This window comes from Ruegeria sp. BG11 (assembly GCF_056538565.1).
Genome location: NZ_JBQFTH010000013.1, coordinates 67,940 through 82,356 on the forward strand (window position 1 = coordinate 67,940; position 14,417 = coordinate 82,356).

General features: G+C 58.9%; 18 protein-coding genes. 14 read left to right on the forward strand and 4 right to left on the reverse strand.

What is annotated here, in order from left to right; genetic code table 11:
- Window positions 1-30 precede the first annotated feature (30 nt).
- From ACR0JF_RS19410 to ACR0JF_RS19460, 11 genes are all read left to right on the forward strand, one after another.
- Window positions 31-549 (forward strand): hypothetical protein, encoded by a 519-nt coding sequence (locus ACR0JF_RS19410; RefSeq protein WP_170662470.1) that lies wholly within the window; start codon window positions 31-33, stop codon window positions 547-549.
- A 162-nt stretch (window positions 550-711) separates the two neighbouring features.
- On the forward strand, window positions 712-2,220 hold the full coding sequence (gene ffh, locus ACR0JF_RS19415; protein WP_170474255.1) for a signal recognition particle protein: 1,509 nt from the start codon (window positions 712-714) through the stop codon (window positions 2,218-2,220).
- Complete coding sequence (locus ACR0JF_RS19420) at window positions 2,221-2,775, forward strand: GNAT family N-acetyltransferase (protein ID WP_170662468.1); 555 nt, start codon at window positions 2,221-2,223, stop codon at window positions 2,773-2,775.
- Window positions 2,772-3,323, forward strand: a complete 552-nt coding sequence (locus ACR0JF_RS19425; protein WP_170662466.1) for a GNAT family N-acetyltransferase — start codon at window positions 2,772-2,774, stop codon at window positions 3,321-3,323. The genes ACR0JF_RS19420 and ACR0JF_RS19425 overlap by 4 nt, the downstream gene beginning before the upstream one ends.
- Window positions 3,320-3,616, forward strand: coding sequence for a chorismate mutase (locus ACR0JF_RS19430; RefSeq protein ID WP_170662464.1), 297 nt, complete (start codon window positions 3,320-3,322; stop codon window positions 3,614-3,616). Before ACR0JF_RS19425 ends, ACR0JF_RS19430 begins: the two co-directional genes overlap by 4 nt.
- A 71-nt stretch (window positions 3,617-3,687) precedes the next feature.
- Entirely contained in the window at window positions 3,688-4,077 is a 390-nt protein-coding gene (rpsP, locus tag ACR0JF_RS19435) for a 30S ribosomal protein S16 (RefSeq protein ID WP_170350323.1), read from the forward strand.
- 12 nt (window positions 4,078-4,089) lie between these two features.
- Window positions 4,090-4,725 (forward strand): 5,6-dimethylbenzimidazole synthase, encoded by a 636-nt coding sequence (bluB, locus tag ACR0JF_RS19440; protein ID WP_170662462.1) that lies wholly within the window; start codon window positions 4,090-4,092, stop codon window positions 4,723-4,725.
- Window positions 4,726-4,868: 143 nt separating this feature from the next.
- A complete protein-coding gene (rimM, locus tag ACR0JF_RS19445) occupies window positions 4,869-5,372 on the forward strand; it encodes a ribosome maturation factor RimM (RefSeq protein WP_170662460.1) in 504 nt (167 codons plus the stop codon).
- A complete protein-coding gene (locus ACR0JF_RS19450) occupies window positions 5,372-6,187 on the forward strand; it encodes a hypothetical protein (protein ID WP_170662458.1) in 816 nt (271 codons plus the stop codon). Before rimM ends, ACR0JF_RS19450 begins: the two co-directional genes overlap by 1 nt.
- On the forward strand, window positions 6,184-6,993 hold the full coding sequence (gene trmD, locus ACR0JF_RS19455) for a tRNA (guanosine(37)-N1)-methyltransferase TrmD (RefSeq protein ID WP_170662457.1): 810 nt from the start codon (window positions 6,184-6,186) through the stop codon (window positions 6,991-6,993). The genes ACR0JF_RS19450 and trmD overlap by 4 nt, the downstream gene beginning before the upstream one ends.
- A gap of 231 nt (window positions 6,994-7,224) precedes the next feature.
- Window positions 7,225-7,557: a hypothetical protein gene (locus tag ACR0JF_RS19460; protein ID WP_170662455.1), complete on the forward strand. Its 333-nt coding sequence runs from the start codon at window positions 7,225-7,227 to the stop codon at window positions 7,555-7,557.
- A 5-nt stretch (window positions 7,558-7,562) separates the two neighbouring features.
- Here ACR0JF_RS19460 and ACR0JF_RS19465 read toward each other — a convergent pair whose 3' ends face one another.
- Window positions 7,563-8,360 carry a glycoside hydrolase family 25 protein gene (locus tag ACR0JF_RS19465; protein WP_170556344.1) on the reverse strand — a complete coding sequence of 266 codons (798 nt, stop codon included), beginning with the start codon at window positions 8,358-8,360 and terminating at the stop codon, window positions 7,563-7,565.
- A 366-nt stretch (window positions 8,361-8,726) separates the two neighbouring features.
- On the opposite strand from ACR0JF_RS19465, the gene rplS reads away from it, so the two are divergent.
- Entirely contained in the window at window positions 8,727-9,110 is a 384-nt protein-coding gene (gene rplS, locus ACR0JF_RS19470) for a 50S ribosomal protein L19 (RefSeq protein ID WP_170380501.1), read from the forward strand.
- A gap of 11 nt (window positions 9,111-9,121) precedes the next feature.
- On the forward strand, window positions 9,122-9,343 hold the full coding sequence (rpmE, locus tag ACR0JF_RS19475; protein WP_170380502.1) for a 50S ribosomal protein L31: 222 nt from the start codon (window positions 9,122-9,124) through the stop codon (window positions 9,341-9,343).
- A gap of 125 nt (window positions 9,344-9,468) precedes the next feature.
- On the opposite strand, the gene ACR0JF_RS19480 is transcribed toward rpmE, so the two are convergent.
- Complete coding sequence (locus ACR0JF_RS19480; RefSeq protein WP_170662453.1) at window positions 9,469-11,055, reverse strand: MFS transporter; 1,587 nt, start codon at window positions 11,053-11,055, stop codon at window positions 9,469-9,471.
- An 80-nt stretch (window positions 11,056-11,135) separates the two neighbouring features.
- Window positions 11,136-12,023 carry an AEC family transporter gene (locus ACR0JF_RS19485; protein WP_170662587.1) on the reverse strand — a complete coding sequence of 296 codons (888 nt, stop codon included), beginning with the start codon at window positions 12,021-12,023 and terminating at the stop codon, window positions 11,136-11,138.
- A gap of 217 nt (window positions 12,024-12,240) precedes the next feature.
- Here ACR0JF_RS19485 and ACR0JF_RS19490 point away from each other — a divergent pair, with 217 nt between their 5' ends.
- On the forward strand, window positions 12,241-13,050 hold the full coding sequence (locus ACR0JF_RS19490; RefSeq protein WP_170380504.1) for a division plane positioning ATPase MipZ: 810 nt from the start codon (window positions 12,241-12,243) through the stop codon (window positions 13,048-13,050).
- Window positions 13,051-13,053: 3 nt separating this feature from the next.
- Here ACR0JF_RS19490 and ACR0JF_RS19495 read toward each other — a convergent pair whose 3' ends face one another.
- A complete protein-coding gene (locus tag ACR0JF_RS19495; protein ID WP_170662451.1) occupies window positions 13,054-14,391 on the reverse strand; it encodes a serine hydrolase domain-containing protein in 1,338 nt (445 codons plus the stop codon).
- Window positions 14,392-14,417 lie beyond the last annotated feature (26 nt).

A 14,417-nucleotide genomic window follows, 5' to 3' on the forward strand; every position in this document is an offset into this window, starting at 1 on the left:
AGACCCAGAATTCGATGCTAGCGTGCCGCCATGAAAGTCACGCTCAACACCCCGAACCAGTTGATCCTATCCAATACACCCTGGCTGATTGGCATAATGCTGGTTGTCTTCATCCTCTGTTTCGTCGGCGCAGGCCTCTTCATGGCCACCGAAGGGGGTGAGGGTATCTTTTTTGGCATTTTCTTTGCCCTGGTCGGTGGCGGTTTGGGCTTTGGCGCCTTCTGCGTCTTTGTGCGACGCGTGCAGGTCATACTCGACCGTCGCACAAACAGCATCGTGATCCGTCGCCAATCGATCTTTGGTTATGACACCGTGGAACATGATCTGTCGAACCTCTCCCATGCCGAGGTGGAGACCACCACCTCGAGCCGTAAAGGAACCTCGTCCAAGATGCATCGCCCCGTTTTGATTCTGGAAAAAGGCATGAGTGCTGGCCGTCACCCGATTGTCGAAGCCTATGTAAGCGGAGGCGGCGCACAGCGGATGGTCGATGCGGTCAATGGCTGGCTTCCGGCGCACAAGGTTGACTCTGACAGCCAATCCGCCTAAAGCCGCATCCAAACATCCGGAAGCGTATGACCTTCCGGTCCCTTGAGTCGTTCAGGGATCGCCCCCCACCAGCGAGTTTCGCCCGTGGGGGCAATTGTGTATTTAACCGGTGTTTCCTACCTAGGAAGGGCCATCAGATAACCGGCTAAGGAGGCCGAAGGCATGTTTGAAAATCTATCCGAACGCCTTTCTGGCGTCTTTGACCGGCTGACCAAACAAGGTGCGCTGTCCGAGGAAGACGTCAAAACCGCCCTGCGCGAGGTTCGCGTTGCCCTGCTTGAGGCCGACGTCTCGCTGCCCGTGGCACGCGCGTTCGTCAAGAAGGTGCAGGAACAGGCGACCGGTCAGGCGGTGACCAAGTCGATCACGCCCGGCCAGCAGGTCGTCAAGATCGTGCACGACGCGCTGGTCGAAACTCTGCGTGGCGAAGAAGACCCCGGCAAGCTGAAGATCGACAACCCGCCTGCCCCGATCCTAATGGTCGGTCTGCAGGGCTCGGGTAAAACTACGACCACCGGTAAGCTCGCCAAACGGCTGAAAGAGAAAGAGGGCAAGAAGGTCCTGATGGCCTCGCTCGACGTCTATCGCCCCGCAGCGATGGATCAGCTAGCCGTTCTGGGGACTCAGGTCGGTGTCGATACATTGCCGATCGTTCCGGGCCAGTCGCCCGTCGACATCGCCAAACGCGCCAAGCAGCAGGCGACACTGGGCGGCTATGACGTCTACATGCTCGACACCGCGGGCCGTCTGCACATTGACGAAGTCCTGATGGACGAGGTTGAGCAGGTCCGCAATGTGGTTGACCCACGCGAAACCCTGTTGGTGGTTGACGGCCTGACCGGTCAGGTCGCGGTTGAAGTCGCCGAGGAGTTCGACGCCAAGGTCGGCATCTCGGGCGTGGTTCTGACCCGGATGGACGGTGACGGGCGCGGCGGCGCGGCGTTGTCGATGCGCGCGGTTACCGGCAAGCCGATCCGTTTTGTCGGTCTGGGCGAAAAGATGGATGCGCTCGAAACTTTCGAGCCGGACCGGATCGCCGGTCGTATTCTGGGCATGGGCGACATCGTTGCCCTGGTCGAAAAGGCCCAGGAAACGATGGAGATGGAACAGACCGAGCGCATGATGAAGCGCATGGTCAAAGGTCAGTTCAACATGAATGACCTAAAAATGCAGCTGGAACAGATGATCCAGATGGGCGGCATGCAGGGCATGATGGGTATGATGCCGGGCATGGGCAAGATGGCCAAGCAGATGGATCAGGCTGGTCTCGACGACAAGATTCTGCGCCAGCAGATCGCCATGATCCAGTCGATGACCAAACGCGAACGCGCCAACCCGCAGCTGCTGCAGGCCAGCCGTAAGAAACGGATTGCAGCGGGTTCGGGTATGGAGGTCAGCGACCTCAACAAACTGCTCAAGATGCACCGGCAGATGTCGGACATGATGAAGAAGATGGGCAAGATGGGCAAAGGCAAGATGCTGAAACAGGCCATGAAGGGCATGTTCGGCAAAGGCGGCCCCTCGCCCGAGGATATGGCTGCAGGCATGGACCCCAAGGCGCTGGAACAGGCAGCCAAGGCCATGGGCGGTAAGATGCCCGGTGGTCTGCCCGGACTGGGCGGTGGCATGGGCCTGCCTCAGGGCCTCAGCGGGTTTGGCAAAAAGAAGTAGATGACTGCCCTCACGCCTCATATCCCCCAGCTTGAGACCGAGCGCCTGATCCTGCGCGCGCCGTCCGAGGCTGATCTTGACGCCGACACCGCGTTCTTCGCCAGCGAAGCTGCGAAGTATGTCGGCGGTCAGATGCGCCGGGATGAGGTGTGGCGTGTGATCGCTGCTCTGCTGGGCCATTGGTCGTTACGCGGCTACGGATACTGGAGCGTCGATGAAAAAAGCACCGGCGAATATCTTGGTCGTGTCGGTCTATGGTGCCCCGAAGGCTGGCCTGAACCCGAGGTTGGCTGGACGCTGCTGAACCACGCCACTGGCAAGGGATACGCGACTGAGGCCGGGTTTGCAGCGCGCAGCTATGCCTATGATGTTCTGGGTTGGGATACTGCGATCTCACTGATTGACCCCGAAAATCACGCTAGCATCGCCGTTGCCAAACGTTTGGGCGCACAGTTCGAATACAATTACGAGCATCCCAAGTATGGGACCTCGGAAATCTGGCGCCACCCTGCCCCGGCGGATCTGGTGAATGGTGGAATGGAGGCCTATGCATGACCTCTTTCACAATCCCCACTGTCGAAACCGACCGTCTGATCCTGCGCGCACCGCATCAGGACGACCTGCCCGCGATGACCGCGTTCTTCAAAACAGAACGTAGCTACATGGTCGGAGGTCCGAAGGATGAATTGGGCAGCTGGGACTCGCTGGCCAAACGGCTGGGTCATTGGGCGCTCAATGGCTTTGGCCTGTGGCATCTAACCGAAAAAACGAGCGGCGCGTTCGTTGGTTGGGCGGGTATGATCTTTGCTCCGGGCTGGGATGAGCCGGAATTGGGCTGGACCCTGATGGAGCAGGCAGAAGGCAAAGGTCTGGGCTTTGAGGCCGCACAAGCCGCGCGTCACTACGCTGCCCAGCACCAAGGCCTGAACAGTGTGATGTCCTATATCGCCCATGCAAATGACCGCTCGCGCGCTTTGGCCGAGCGTCTTGGCGCCACCTATGAGCGCGAGGCCGAGCTGCTGGGCAAGAAAGCCCAGATGTGGCGTCACCCGCGTATCACCGTTTCTAAAACTGCTTTGACCTCCGAAAGGATCGGCCAATGACAAACCCCGTGACACAAGCTGCGACGCTGCTGAAAGAGCATCGCGAAAGCATCGACCGGCTGGACGCGATCCTTGTCTATACGTTGGGCGAGCGGTTCAAGCACACGCAGGCCGTTGGCAAGCTCAAGGCCGAACACGACCTTCCCCCGTCCGATCCCACGCGCGAAGCCGCGCAGATCGCACGGCTAGAAGACCTGTCGAAAGAGGCCGATCTGGACCCCGATTTCGCCAAGGCTTTTCTGAATTTCATCATTCAGGAAGTCATCCGACACCACCGGAAACATCAAGAGTGAACCTCCGGTTCAACAAACACCAGAATTGACCGGGCAATTCCCGGCACACGCCATCTAAAGGAGATACCACCATGGCAATGAAAATTCGTCTCGCCCGCGGCGGCTCGAAAAAACGTCCTTTCTACCGCATCGTAGCTGCTGACAGCCGCATGCCCCGTGACGGCCGTTTCATCGAGAAACTCGGTACCTACAACCCGCTGCTGCCGAAAGACAGCGAAGAGCGCGTGAAAATGAACATGGAGCGCATCCAGTACTGGCTGGATCAGGGCGCTCAGCCTACCGACCGTATCGCACGCATGTTGGAAGCTGCCGGCACTCGTGACAAAGCCGAGCGCAACAACCCGAACAAGGGTACTCCGGGCAAGAAAGCCCAAGAGCGCGCGGAAGAGAAAGCTGCAAAGGCTGCGGAAGCTGCCGAAGCAGCTGCTGCACCGGCTGAAGAAGCTGCAGCGGAAGAATAAACAGGCCGACGCGTGCAGGATCAGGCTTTCACCGACGATTTTCGCACGCAGTTCGATCTGTTGATGCGGCTACGACGCGACGTGCGTCGGTTCCGCACCGACCCTGTGGACGAGGCAGTGCTGACGCGCTGCCTCGACGCGTTTCTGCTGGCCCCTTCGGTGGGGCTCAGTGAACCCTGGCGCGTGATCCGCGTGGAAAGTAAGGCCGCGCGCGACGCGGCGCTCAAGAATTTCCAAACCGCCAATGCGGACGCTCTGGCCGGGTATTCCGGTGAGAAAGCACAGCTGTATAGCGGCCTCAAACTTTCGGGCATGCAGGAAGCGCCAGTGCAATTGGCGGTGTTCTGCGATGACACCACCAGCAAAGGCCAGGGTCTGGGCGCGGGCACCATGCCCGAGATGCGGCGCTATTCGGTTGTCTCGGCCATCACCCTGTTCTGGCTCGCCTTGCGCGCGCAGGGGTTGGGGCTGGGCTGGGTCTCAATCCTCGACCCCGACCAAATGAACACCGATCTGAACGTGCCGGACAACTGGCGGCTAATCGGTTACTTCTGCGTCGGCTGGCCGGAAGAAGAGACCGACACGCCCGAGCTGGAACGGGCCGGTTGGGAAGACCGCGACGAGACTCTGCCTATCGAGGTGCGATAGGCCGATGTTCGGATTGTTACGGCTTCCCATCCTGCTGCTGATCGCATTTATTGTCGGCGTGTTCTTTGAACGCAATAACCAGCGTGAAGCCTGCGAAGTGATCGGGCAATGGCGAAACGGACTATGTATAACGGAAGGCTCAAATGAGTGATCTGATCTGCGTTGGCAGCATTGCGGGCTCATACGGTGTGCGCGGCGAGGTGCGGCTGAAAAGCTTTTGCGCTGTGCCGGAAGACATCGAAGCCTATTCGCCACTGACCGACGAAGACGGCAAAGAGCGCTTTCCCGTCGTGCTGACCCGCGCGATCAAGAACGGATTTGCTGCGCGTCTGGGCGGGGTTGTAACCAAGGAAGAGGCGGACGCCCTGAACGGTCTGCGCTTGTATGCCCGGCGGGATCAACTGCCTTCGCTGCCGGATGATGAGTTTTATCATACCGATCTGATCGGGCTGGACGTGTATGACACCGGCGGCACCCTTTTGGGCAAGGTGAAGTCCGTGCAAAATCACGGCGCTGCGGATTTGTTGGAATTGCACGGGCCGGGTCTGAAATCGACTGTCCTGCTGCCCTTTACTCTGGACGCTGTTCCGACAGTTGATCTGGAGGCCGGTCGCATCGTCGCCGATCCGCCAGAAGGCCTGATCTGATGCGGCGTGTTCTGCTGCATCTGGGGCTGCACAAGACCGGCACCACCGTTGCGCAGTCGTTTCTCTACAAGAACCGTCAGCTGATCTGGCCGCATTTTTCACTGATCCTGCCCTACAAGACCCGCAAAACCGGGCTCGCGGACATTGCCACTCGGCATTCGGTCTATCGGATGAACAGCACACTGGCCGAGTTCGAAACAGGTGTCCGCGCGCTTCTGGACCTGATCGATTTTGGCACCAGTCGCGGCCTGATCCTCAGCGAGGAGAATTTCGCCGGCCTGCGCCCCAGTCGCAACAGCGCCGAAGGCTACGGGGCGACCCCGGAATTGGCGACGACGCTGGTTGAGCAGGTGACAGACCGTCTGGGGCCTGAGCCGGTCGACCTCACGATCTATCTGTCATTGCGACAGCGTGAGGATTGGATGCGCAGCCTCTGGGCACATGATCTGCGGCGGACACGGCTGGTGCAGGACTATGACGGCTTCCGAGACGCGCTGAACGACCTCCCCTCCCCAAAAGAGACAGCCGATATGCTTCAGGACCGGCTGCCGCTGGTCAAGGTCCAGACCGAGTGGATGGAGGACCTGCGCAAGCGGCGCTTTGGTCCAGGCGCTCCGTTTGCGGCATTTCTGAATCTACCACGCGACAAGATGTTCAAACTGGTCGCGCCGGAGCCGCACAAGGCCCGTCCGACTGATGATGTTCTGCTAGAATTGCTGGAGTTGAACCGTTCCGCGCTGGACGATGCGGCTTTGATGGCGCAAAAGAAGGCCCTCATCAAACGCGCCAAGGACGATCTGGTTGCCCAATCATGACAGATACACCAAGCAAATCCCACGGTCGCAAGGCCATCCGACCCACTCTGCAACCGCGCGAGTTGATGACTCCAACGCCGGATCTGCACGGCGTATGGAAAGCCAAGATCATCACCTTGTTTCCCAGCGCTTTCCCCGGCGTTCTGGGCGAAAGCCTGACAGGTAAGGCTCTGCAGGAAGGGCTTTGGCAGCTGGAAACTGTTGATTTGCGGCAATTCGGGATCGGTAAACACCGCAATGTGGATGACACACCCGCAGGCGGCGGCGCTGGTATGGTGCTGCGGGCCGACGTGTTGGGGCCTGCCATCGAACAGACCATGGCCGGTATCCGAGGCAACTGGCCACTGATCTACCTCAGCCCGCGCGGCAAGCGCATGGACCAACGGATGATGCAGATCCTCGCGCGTTGCGACGGGATAACCTTGATCTGCGGCCGGTTCGAGGGCGTAGACGAGCGTGTCTTGGAGCACTACGGCGTGCAAGAGGTCAGCCTCGGCGATTTCGTCATGACTGGCGGCGAGATCGCAGCGCAGGCCCTGATCGACGCCACCGTTCGGCTGATCCCCGGCGTGCTGGGCAATCAGGCCTCGACCGAAGAAGAGAGCTTTTCCTCGGGCCTGCTGGAACACCCGCAATACACGCGCCCCGCAGAATGGAACGGCCGCCCGATCCCTGAGGTCCTGATGTCCGGCCACCACGGCCGCATCGCCGAATGGCGCCAACAGATGGCCGAGGACATAACGCGGGAACGGCGGCCTGATGTGTGGGACGATTACGTTCGCGCCAATCAGAAATCTATCAAATGACACAGGCTACTGTGGCCCGCAAACCGCAGGTCCACTGTTAAAGCTAATGCTAATTGCAGTTGAAGAAATCGCGGAATACTCATCCCTGAGTTTTGCGATGGACTCAAAAGATTCGCACATTTGAAAGAACGGCAATACATGAAAAAGCTATTACTCTTGGGCTGCGTACTTGTCTCGGCATGCGCGACCAGTGCTTTGGAAAACTCCGTGCCAACTCAGGCCGGACATAATATGGCATCCGCCAGAAACGCGGTATTGTCTTGCTCGAACGAGGCTGACATCGGCGGGAATGCAGCAGTGATCGGAGCCTATCCCGCCTTCATCCTGATGTCGTCGCCCTTGGTCGGCTCCGTGATTGCATATGGCAGTCGACACGAACTAAGAGCGCAAGGCGAGATGGATCAGGTAGACCGCTGCCTGAGCGAGCGCGGCTTTGACCGCCGCGTCCTGAGCCAGGGTGAATCGTTCTGGCTGCGCAATGCCTATGGTGAGGAAGGCGTGCGCAGGCTCGATCACCTTGTCGCGGGCGGCACCGTGGAAAGCTACGCGGCACCTCAATCTTAAGGCGTCTACCCTTTCCACTGCGCCCAAATCTCGGGCGGGCCGCTGAAGACGTTGATGTCGACCTTACCCTGAACACCCGGCACCAGCCCGGTGCCAGTGTACTGCCAGAACCTCCAGACCGCGCCGGGATAGACCTGGCGAGGATGTCCCGCGACCGAGCGAAGCCAGAACTCGGTCTTTGACAGCCGTCCGATATCGGTGTCCTGGTAGAAATCCACAGTCGTGTAGACGATCGGCCGACGGCCATAGTGCCGCTCGAGGATATCGAGGAACTTTTGCGCCTCGGCCCGAACGATTTTGCCATCAGGGCGAATGGTGCAGGTTTTCGAATGCGGCGTCCATTCCATATCCAGCACATGCGGCAGGTCCGCGCCTTTCGGGACATTCTGAATGAACCACTGCGCCTGCTCACGTGCCGGTCGGCAGAAATAGTAGTAGTGATACGCCCCCCACGGCACGCCCGCCTCCTGCGCGCCACGGCGATGTTCGTTGAACATCGGGTCGGTAAAATCACCCCCCTCAGTCGCCTTCATGAACACAAAGCTGACGCCCGAGGCCTTGGCCTGACGCCAATCAATCGGCCCCTGCCAGCGCGATACATCCAACCCGTGAACCGGATACAGGCCGGGATGTCGTCCGTCCCAGTCATGGGGGTCAGCATCGCCAAAATCGGGATAGATCACGGCGGGCGCGGTCCGGTCCACGCCAGGCGTGGCCTCTACGACCTGCGGCGGAGGTCCTCTGCGCCCGCAGGACATCAAAACAGCGGCTGCCAGGGCCAGCATGATTGCAAATCGGGTCATTGTTTCAGCCTGAAATAACTGCTCTTGTAATTGACCTCAGAATGCCTGATCCAACACACAAAGCAACGTCGCATTCGGGAATTGGCAAAATCCCACCGCTGATGCCTGCGATTTAGGCTTGATCCCTGTCCGCAAACCCCCTAAAGCAGCGCAATCCGGTGCCGTGTGATGCGACTCCGGTGTTTTGGTTTGTTTCATGGCGCACCGCCTGGCTTTCTTCGGCCAACGCGTGTCAGGGCAGACCGGACCAAAGGAACATTCGATCTGACCTCTGGCGGGCTGTACGCAGGACCCGGTGAAGACCAAGAGCTCTCAGGCCGTGCCCAAACTTCGTGGACCAACCACGAGCAGATAGGAGTGAATGCGATGGACCTGATCGCACAGCTTGAGGCGGAACAGATTGCCGCCCTGGGGAAAGACATCCCCGATTTCAAAGCCGGTGACACCGTTCGTGTCGGCTTTAAAGTGACCGAAGGGTCGCGTACCCGTGTGCAGAACTACGAAGGTGTCTGCATCGCGCGTAAAGGTGGCAACGGCATCGCCGGTTCGTTCACCGTCCGCAAAATCTCGTTCGGCGAAGGCGTGGAGCGTGTGTTCCCGCTGCATTCGACCAACATCGACAGCATCACCGTTGTTCGCCGTGGCCGCGTTCGTCGCGCCAAACTGTACTACCTGCGCACCCGTCGTGGTAAATCCGCACGTATCGCAGAGGTCACCAACTACAAGCCCAAAGCTGGCGCCGAAGCGTAAGGAACGGAAAGATGAAAAAAGACATCCATCCCGATTATCACGTCATCGACGTCAAAATGACCGATGGCACCGTTGTTCAGATGAAATCCACCTGGGGCAGCGAAGGCGATCAGCTGGCTCTGGAAATCGACCCCTCCGTGCACCCCGCATGGACCGGTGGCTCGTCGCGCCTGATGGACGCAGGCGGCCGCGTGTCGAAGTTCAAAAAGAAATACGAAGGTCTGGGCTTCTAAGCCTTACCCCGTTCGATTTCGAAAGGCCGTCCCTTGGGGGCGGCCTTTTTTTGTTTCCGACTAAATGCATGATGCACGCCGCGCCCCGCTGACCTGCCTACAAAAAAATAGGATCGATAACTGTCTTACTTCGTCAGTTCCACTGCACTGTGCAGTGGCGGCACTGGTCCGCGCAGCAGCAATAGCGCCAAAACCATCCCGATAAGAGCGGCAATCGCGGCGACCACCATTGCGCTGTCGAAGGCGTTGTCCTGCAAATCCCGCAGCGCCTCAGCCAAAGCTGTTCCTGCCGTCGGCTCCAAGCTGGTGAGTAACTGCTGGACCTCGCCAGGTTTGCCGTGGGTTAGCGCATGTGCCAGATCAGCCCGCTGCGTTGATCCGGAGGGTAGTGCGTCAATCACTTCGGACAGGCCCCGGCGTATGGTGATGGACTCTGCCAACCCACCGACCACTGCCCCCATGGTTGCTCCGAAATAGAGACAGGCGTTGATCACGCCTGAGCCCTGCCCTACATGCTCTTCGGGCAGCAGCCGCAGGCCGAGGCGTGGCAGAAGCGAGAAACAGATACCCAACCCGATCCCGACGATCAGCAGCTTCCACCAGATCTCGGAATATTGCGTGGTATTCGAAACTGTCGTCAGCAACAGGAACCCACATGCCATTGCCCCCAGTCCGATCGCAACCGGCCACTGGAAACTGTAGGGTGCCAGAAACCGGGGCGCGGTGACAGATATGACGAACATGCTGAGGCTTAGCGGCATGATCGCCAATCCCGCGCCAATGGAGGTATAGCCAAAGGCATCTGGCGATTGCACAAATGTGTTGAAATAGACAAAGAAACAGAAAAGCGTGAAACCGGTAAAGAACATTCCCGCGGCGGCCATGAAGTAACGCGGATGGCGGAAATACCGCAGTTCGATCAACGGGTCATCACTGCGACGCGAGACAATGACCAGCAGGACGGTCGCCAGGGCCGCCACAGCCAGCGGTATTAGCGTCAGTGGTGTGCTCCACCCGCCGCTTTCCCCATTGCTAAGCGCAAAGGACAGCGGCCCGAGAAACAACAGAATGGCAACTGCTCCAGGATAGTCGAATCGTGCCCCGGCAAGGCGTGTGTCAGGCACGTACTTCCGTTTGCTGACATGCAATCCAATGGTGAAGGCCACGACCAGAAGAACCAGATCGGCGGCAAACACCGCACGCCAGCTAATGTAATGCCCAAAGGCACCGCCTACGATGGGACCAACTCCGATAGCCAGCCCGACAATCGCGCCCCAGAATCCGGTGACACCTGCCCTCTGCTCCTCAGGTGTCGCCGCTGTCAGCAGGGAAAGAGAGGTTCCGAACAACGCTGCCGCCCCCGCGCCTTGCGCACCGCGCCCGATTAACAGCATGGTTGCGTCTTGCGCAAAAAGGACCGAGCCAGACCCAAAGGCAAAGACGACCATACCAAAGAAGAAAACCCCCATCTTGCCGGTGATATCGCCCAGACGACTGACGATGGTAACAAGCGAGGCGCTGGCGACAGTATAGATCGCCATTACCCATTGCAGGCCGGACGGTGTCAGGTCGAATTCGGCCTTCAGATTAGGTAGGATCGTCGCAACGGCGGTGGTGTTGAACCCCACAACCATCATGCAGATTGCAGTCATCGCCAGCACCACGCGGGCGCGGGCTTGTGGGGTTACGTCTGTCGGCGTCTTTCCGTTCATCGTGTCACCCTGAGCTTGGGGCTCTTTACCGCAATTTATCAGTAGATTAGCGATTTTTGCGCCCACGCATAGGGTTTACATCAAATCCAATAAGTCAGGGCCAGCGGTAGAACGAGTATGGTGGTCAGGGTAGACAAAAGGATGAACCCGGCGACATCCGGGCCGTATTCCGGTATGTGCTGGTCGATGAACAGGTATGTCGCCACCGAGGACGGCATCAGGCAGCACAGGATCAAGGCGCCGCGCTCGGCGCTTGTGAAGCCGAAGAGCCAGACCAGCCCCATGGCGATTCCCACAGCCATGACCAGGTGCAGCCCCGTCAGCAAGATTGCGCGCCCCAGACTGGCAATCCTTAGCGTCGCCAGCGTGTGGCCCAGCGTCAGCAACATCAGCGGGATCGACAACCCGCCGAGGATATCGAAGGACTTGGCGATCGGTTGCGGCAGGCTGTTCCCTGTGGCCATCAGGATCAACGACAGGGCCACAGCATAGATGATCGGTGATGTAACAAGCTTTTTGACCGAGAACACACCCGCCGGGATCCACATGCCAACGGTAAAGATGCTGATCAGGACAACGACGACAAAGGCCATTGTGTAGGCCATCCCCGCATCGCCCAGCGCCAGCAGAGTGATCGGTAGGCCGATATTACCCACATTCCCATGCATCAGAGGGGTCAGAAACGCCCTTACAGGCAGGCGCAAAAGCCGCAAAGCCACAAAGCCCAGAGCGCCAAAACTGGCCACAGCCAGCGCGGCGGCGCTCATCATATCCAGAAACGTGCCCACATTCAGCTTGGTGCCCGCAAGATGCGACAGGATCAGGGTCGGATAGCCGACCCGCGAGACGATCCCTCCGACCACCTTATTGTCAAACGGAGACTTGGTAAGCGCCAGCCCATACCCGATGCCCACGCAAATCAGGACCGGTAAAACCACATTCAGAACGCTCAGGAACAGCTGCTCCAACCGGTATCCTCCTGTCCGATCCCCGATTGAACAGTGAATCACGGACCCGGTTTTGGCAAGCATGGCGTTCTAAACTGCGAAAGCGATTGGGTTTTCCAAATTAGAGCCTGATATTGGTCGAAACAACGCCCCGAGGTTCTTTTCTTCCCCGCTGACACAACATATAGTGGCTAATAACAACGTGTGGACAAACACGGCAGGGCTTGGGAACGACGGCATGGCACATATCATCGTGGTGGGGAACGAAAAGGGCGGCGCAGGCAAATCGACCGTTTCCATGCATGTGGCCACCGCTCTGGCGCGTCTGGGTCGCAAGGTCAGCACGCTGGATCTTGACCTGCGGCAGCGAAGCTTGGGACGCTATTTCGAGAACCGGGCGAACTTTCTGAAAAACGCTGAGGCAAGCCTGCCCAGCCCGCGCCACCACGACCTGCCCGAGATCGACGCCAGCACCCTGAAACCAGGTGAGAATATCTATGACCATCGCCTGTCGGCGGCTGTTTCGCAGCTTGAGAATGACAGCGATTTTATCCTGATCGACTGCCCTGGCTCACACACCCGCCTCAGCCAAGTGGCGCATTCGCTGGCCGATACGCTGATCACACCACTGAACGACAGTTTCATTGATTTCGACCTGCTGGCCCGGATTGATTCCAAAGGTGAGAAGATCCTCGGCCCTTCGGTCTATTCCGAAATGGTTTGGAACGCGCGGCAATTGCGGGCGCAGGCTGGTTTGAAACCGATCGACTGGGTCGTCGTGCGCAACCGGGTCGGTACTCAGCGCATGGTCAATAAGGAAAAGATGCAACGCGCGATCGAGATGCTGTCTCAACGCATCGGGTTCCGCGTCGCCTCGGGCTTTTCCGAACGGGTCATCTTCCGCGAGCTCTTTCCCCGCGGCCTCACTCTGTTGGACCTCAAAGATATTGGCGTCAAACAGCTGAACATCTCGAACATCGCCGCGCGTCAGGAACTGCGCGACATGATGCGCGAGTTAAATCTGCCGGGCGTAGAGATCGACTTCTAGCCGTCAGTCACCCACAGCCGCAATCAGAGCCTTGGCCAAAGGCAGTGGCGAATATCCCAACCGTGACGGCGTCAGCCCCAGACGCACCACGACCATATCATGCGCGGGGAAAATACCGACGGATTGGCCGTCATGGCCTTGCAGCCAGACGGTGTCCTCGAATTGCGGCTCACCACGTGGGCCGTCCAGCCACATATGCCCCTTGGCATAAGCTCCGTCCGAGATTGCGACGGGTTCAAACATCCAATCGGTGTAGCCTTCGGGCAAGATCTGTTGCCCTTTCCAAACACCGCCTTGCAGCAGAAACTGCCCAAAGCGCGCCCAGTCGCGCGCGGCGGCGTACATGTAGCTTGAGCCCACGAATGTATCTGCCCCATCGGTCTCCATCACAGCGGAGTGCATCCCCAGAGGGTCGAATAATGCGGTGCGGGGGTAGCTGAGGTCGCCCTCTTCAACTTGGCCCTGCCACACCCGCGACAGAACTGTGGACGTGCCCGAGGAATAGCTGAACTCGGTCGCGGTGGGATGTGCAGCGGGGCGTCCGGCGGCGAAATCAACCATGTCATCCTTGAGATACAGCATCCGCGTTACATCCGAGACGTCGCCATATTCCTCATCCCATTGCAGGCCACTGGACATGGCCAGCATATCCTCGACCGTGATGTCGCGGCGCGAGTCCCCCGCCCAATCTGGGAAGATATCCGTCAGATCATCGCCCAGCGCCATATCGCCCGACTGGATCAGCGTACCAATCAACCCTGCGGTGATCGTTTTCGTCATCGACCATCCCAACAAAGGGGTTTCTGCGTCAAAGCCATCAGCATAATCCTCAGCAATGATGCGCCCGTCCTTGACGACCACGACAGCGCGGTAGCCTTCTCCCAGCAAGGACGGGTCCGACAATACATCAGCCAACGCGAGGTTCTCGGACACAACCACCTCATTTCCATGCGGCCAAAGACCGTTGGGTACGGGCGCGGGTTCGGGCAGCGTGTGATCTGCCAGCTTTGCCGCATGAACATTGGTGCATCCCAAACCGGGGCGATACTGCGATGTGGCCGGAGCGAAGAAGCCAAATACCCGCGCCTCAACCGTTTTGCGCTGTTCGTCGACGCTGACCGAAACCTGCTTCAGCAAGGGATGTCCCGGCGCCTGAACATCGCTTTGCAACACAGTCTCTGCATCGCGCCTGGCCAGGAACACGTTCGAACAGACGATCTTGGCGGAATAGTTGGTGCCCACTTTCAACAGATCCGGTGGCGCCATCCACAGGTAACCACCTGCTGCGACAAAAGCCAATGCCAACGTCCCAACCGAGTATTTTAGAACCTTCCCGAACATGCGCCCCTTTCGGGCCTAGACGGCCC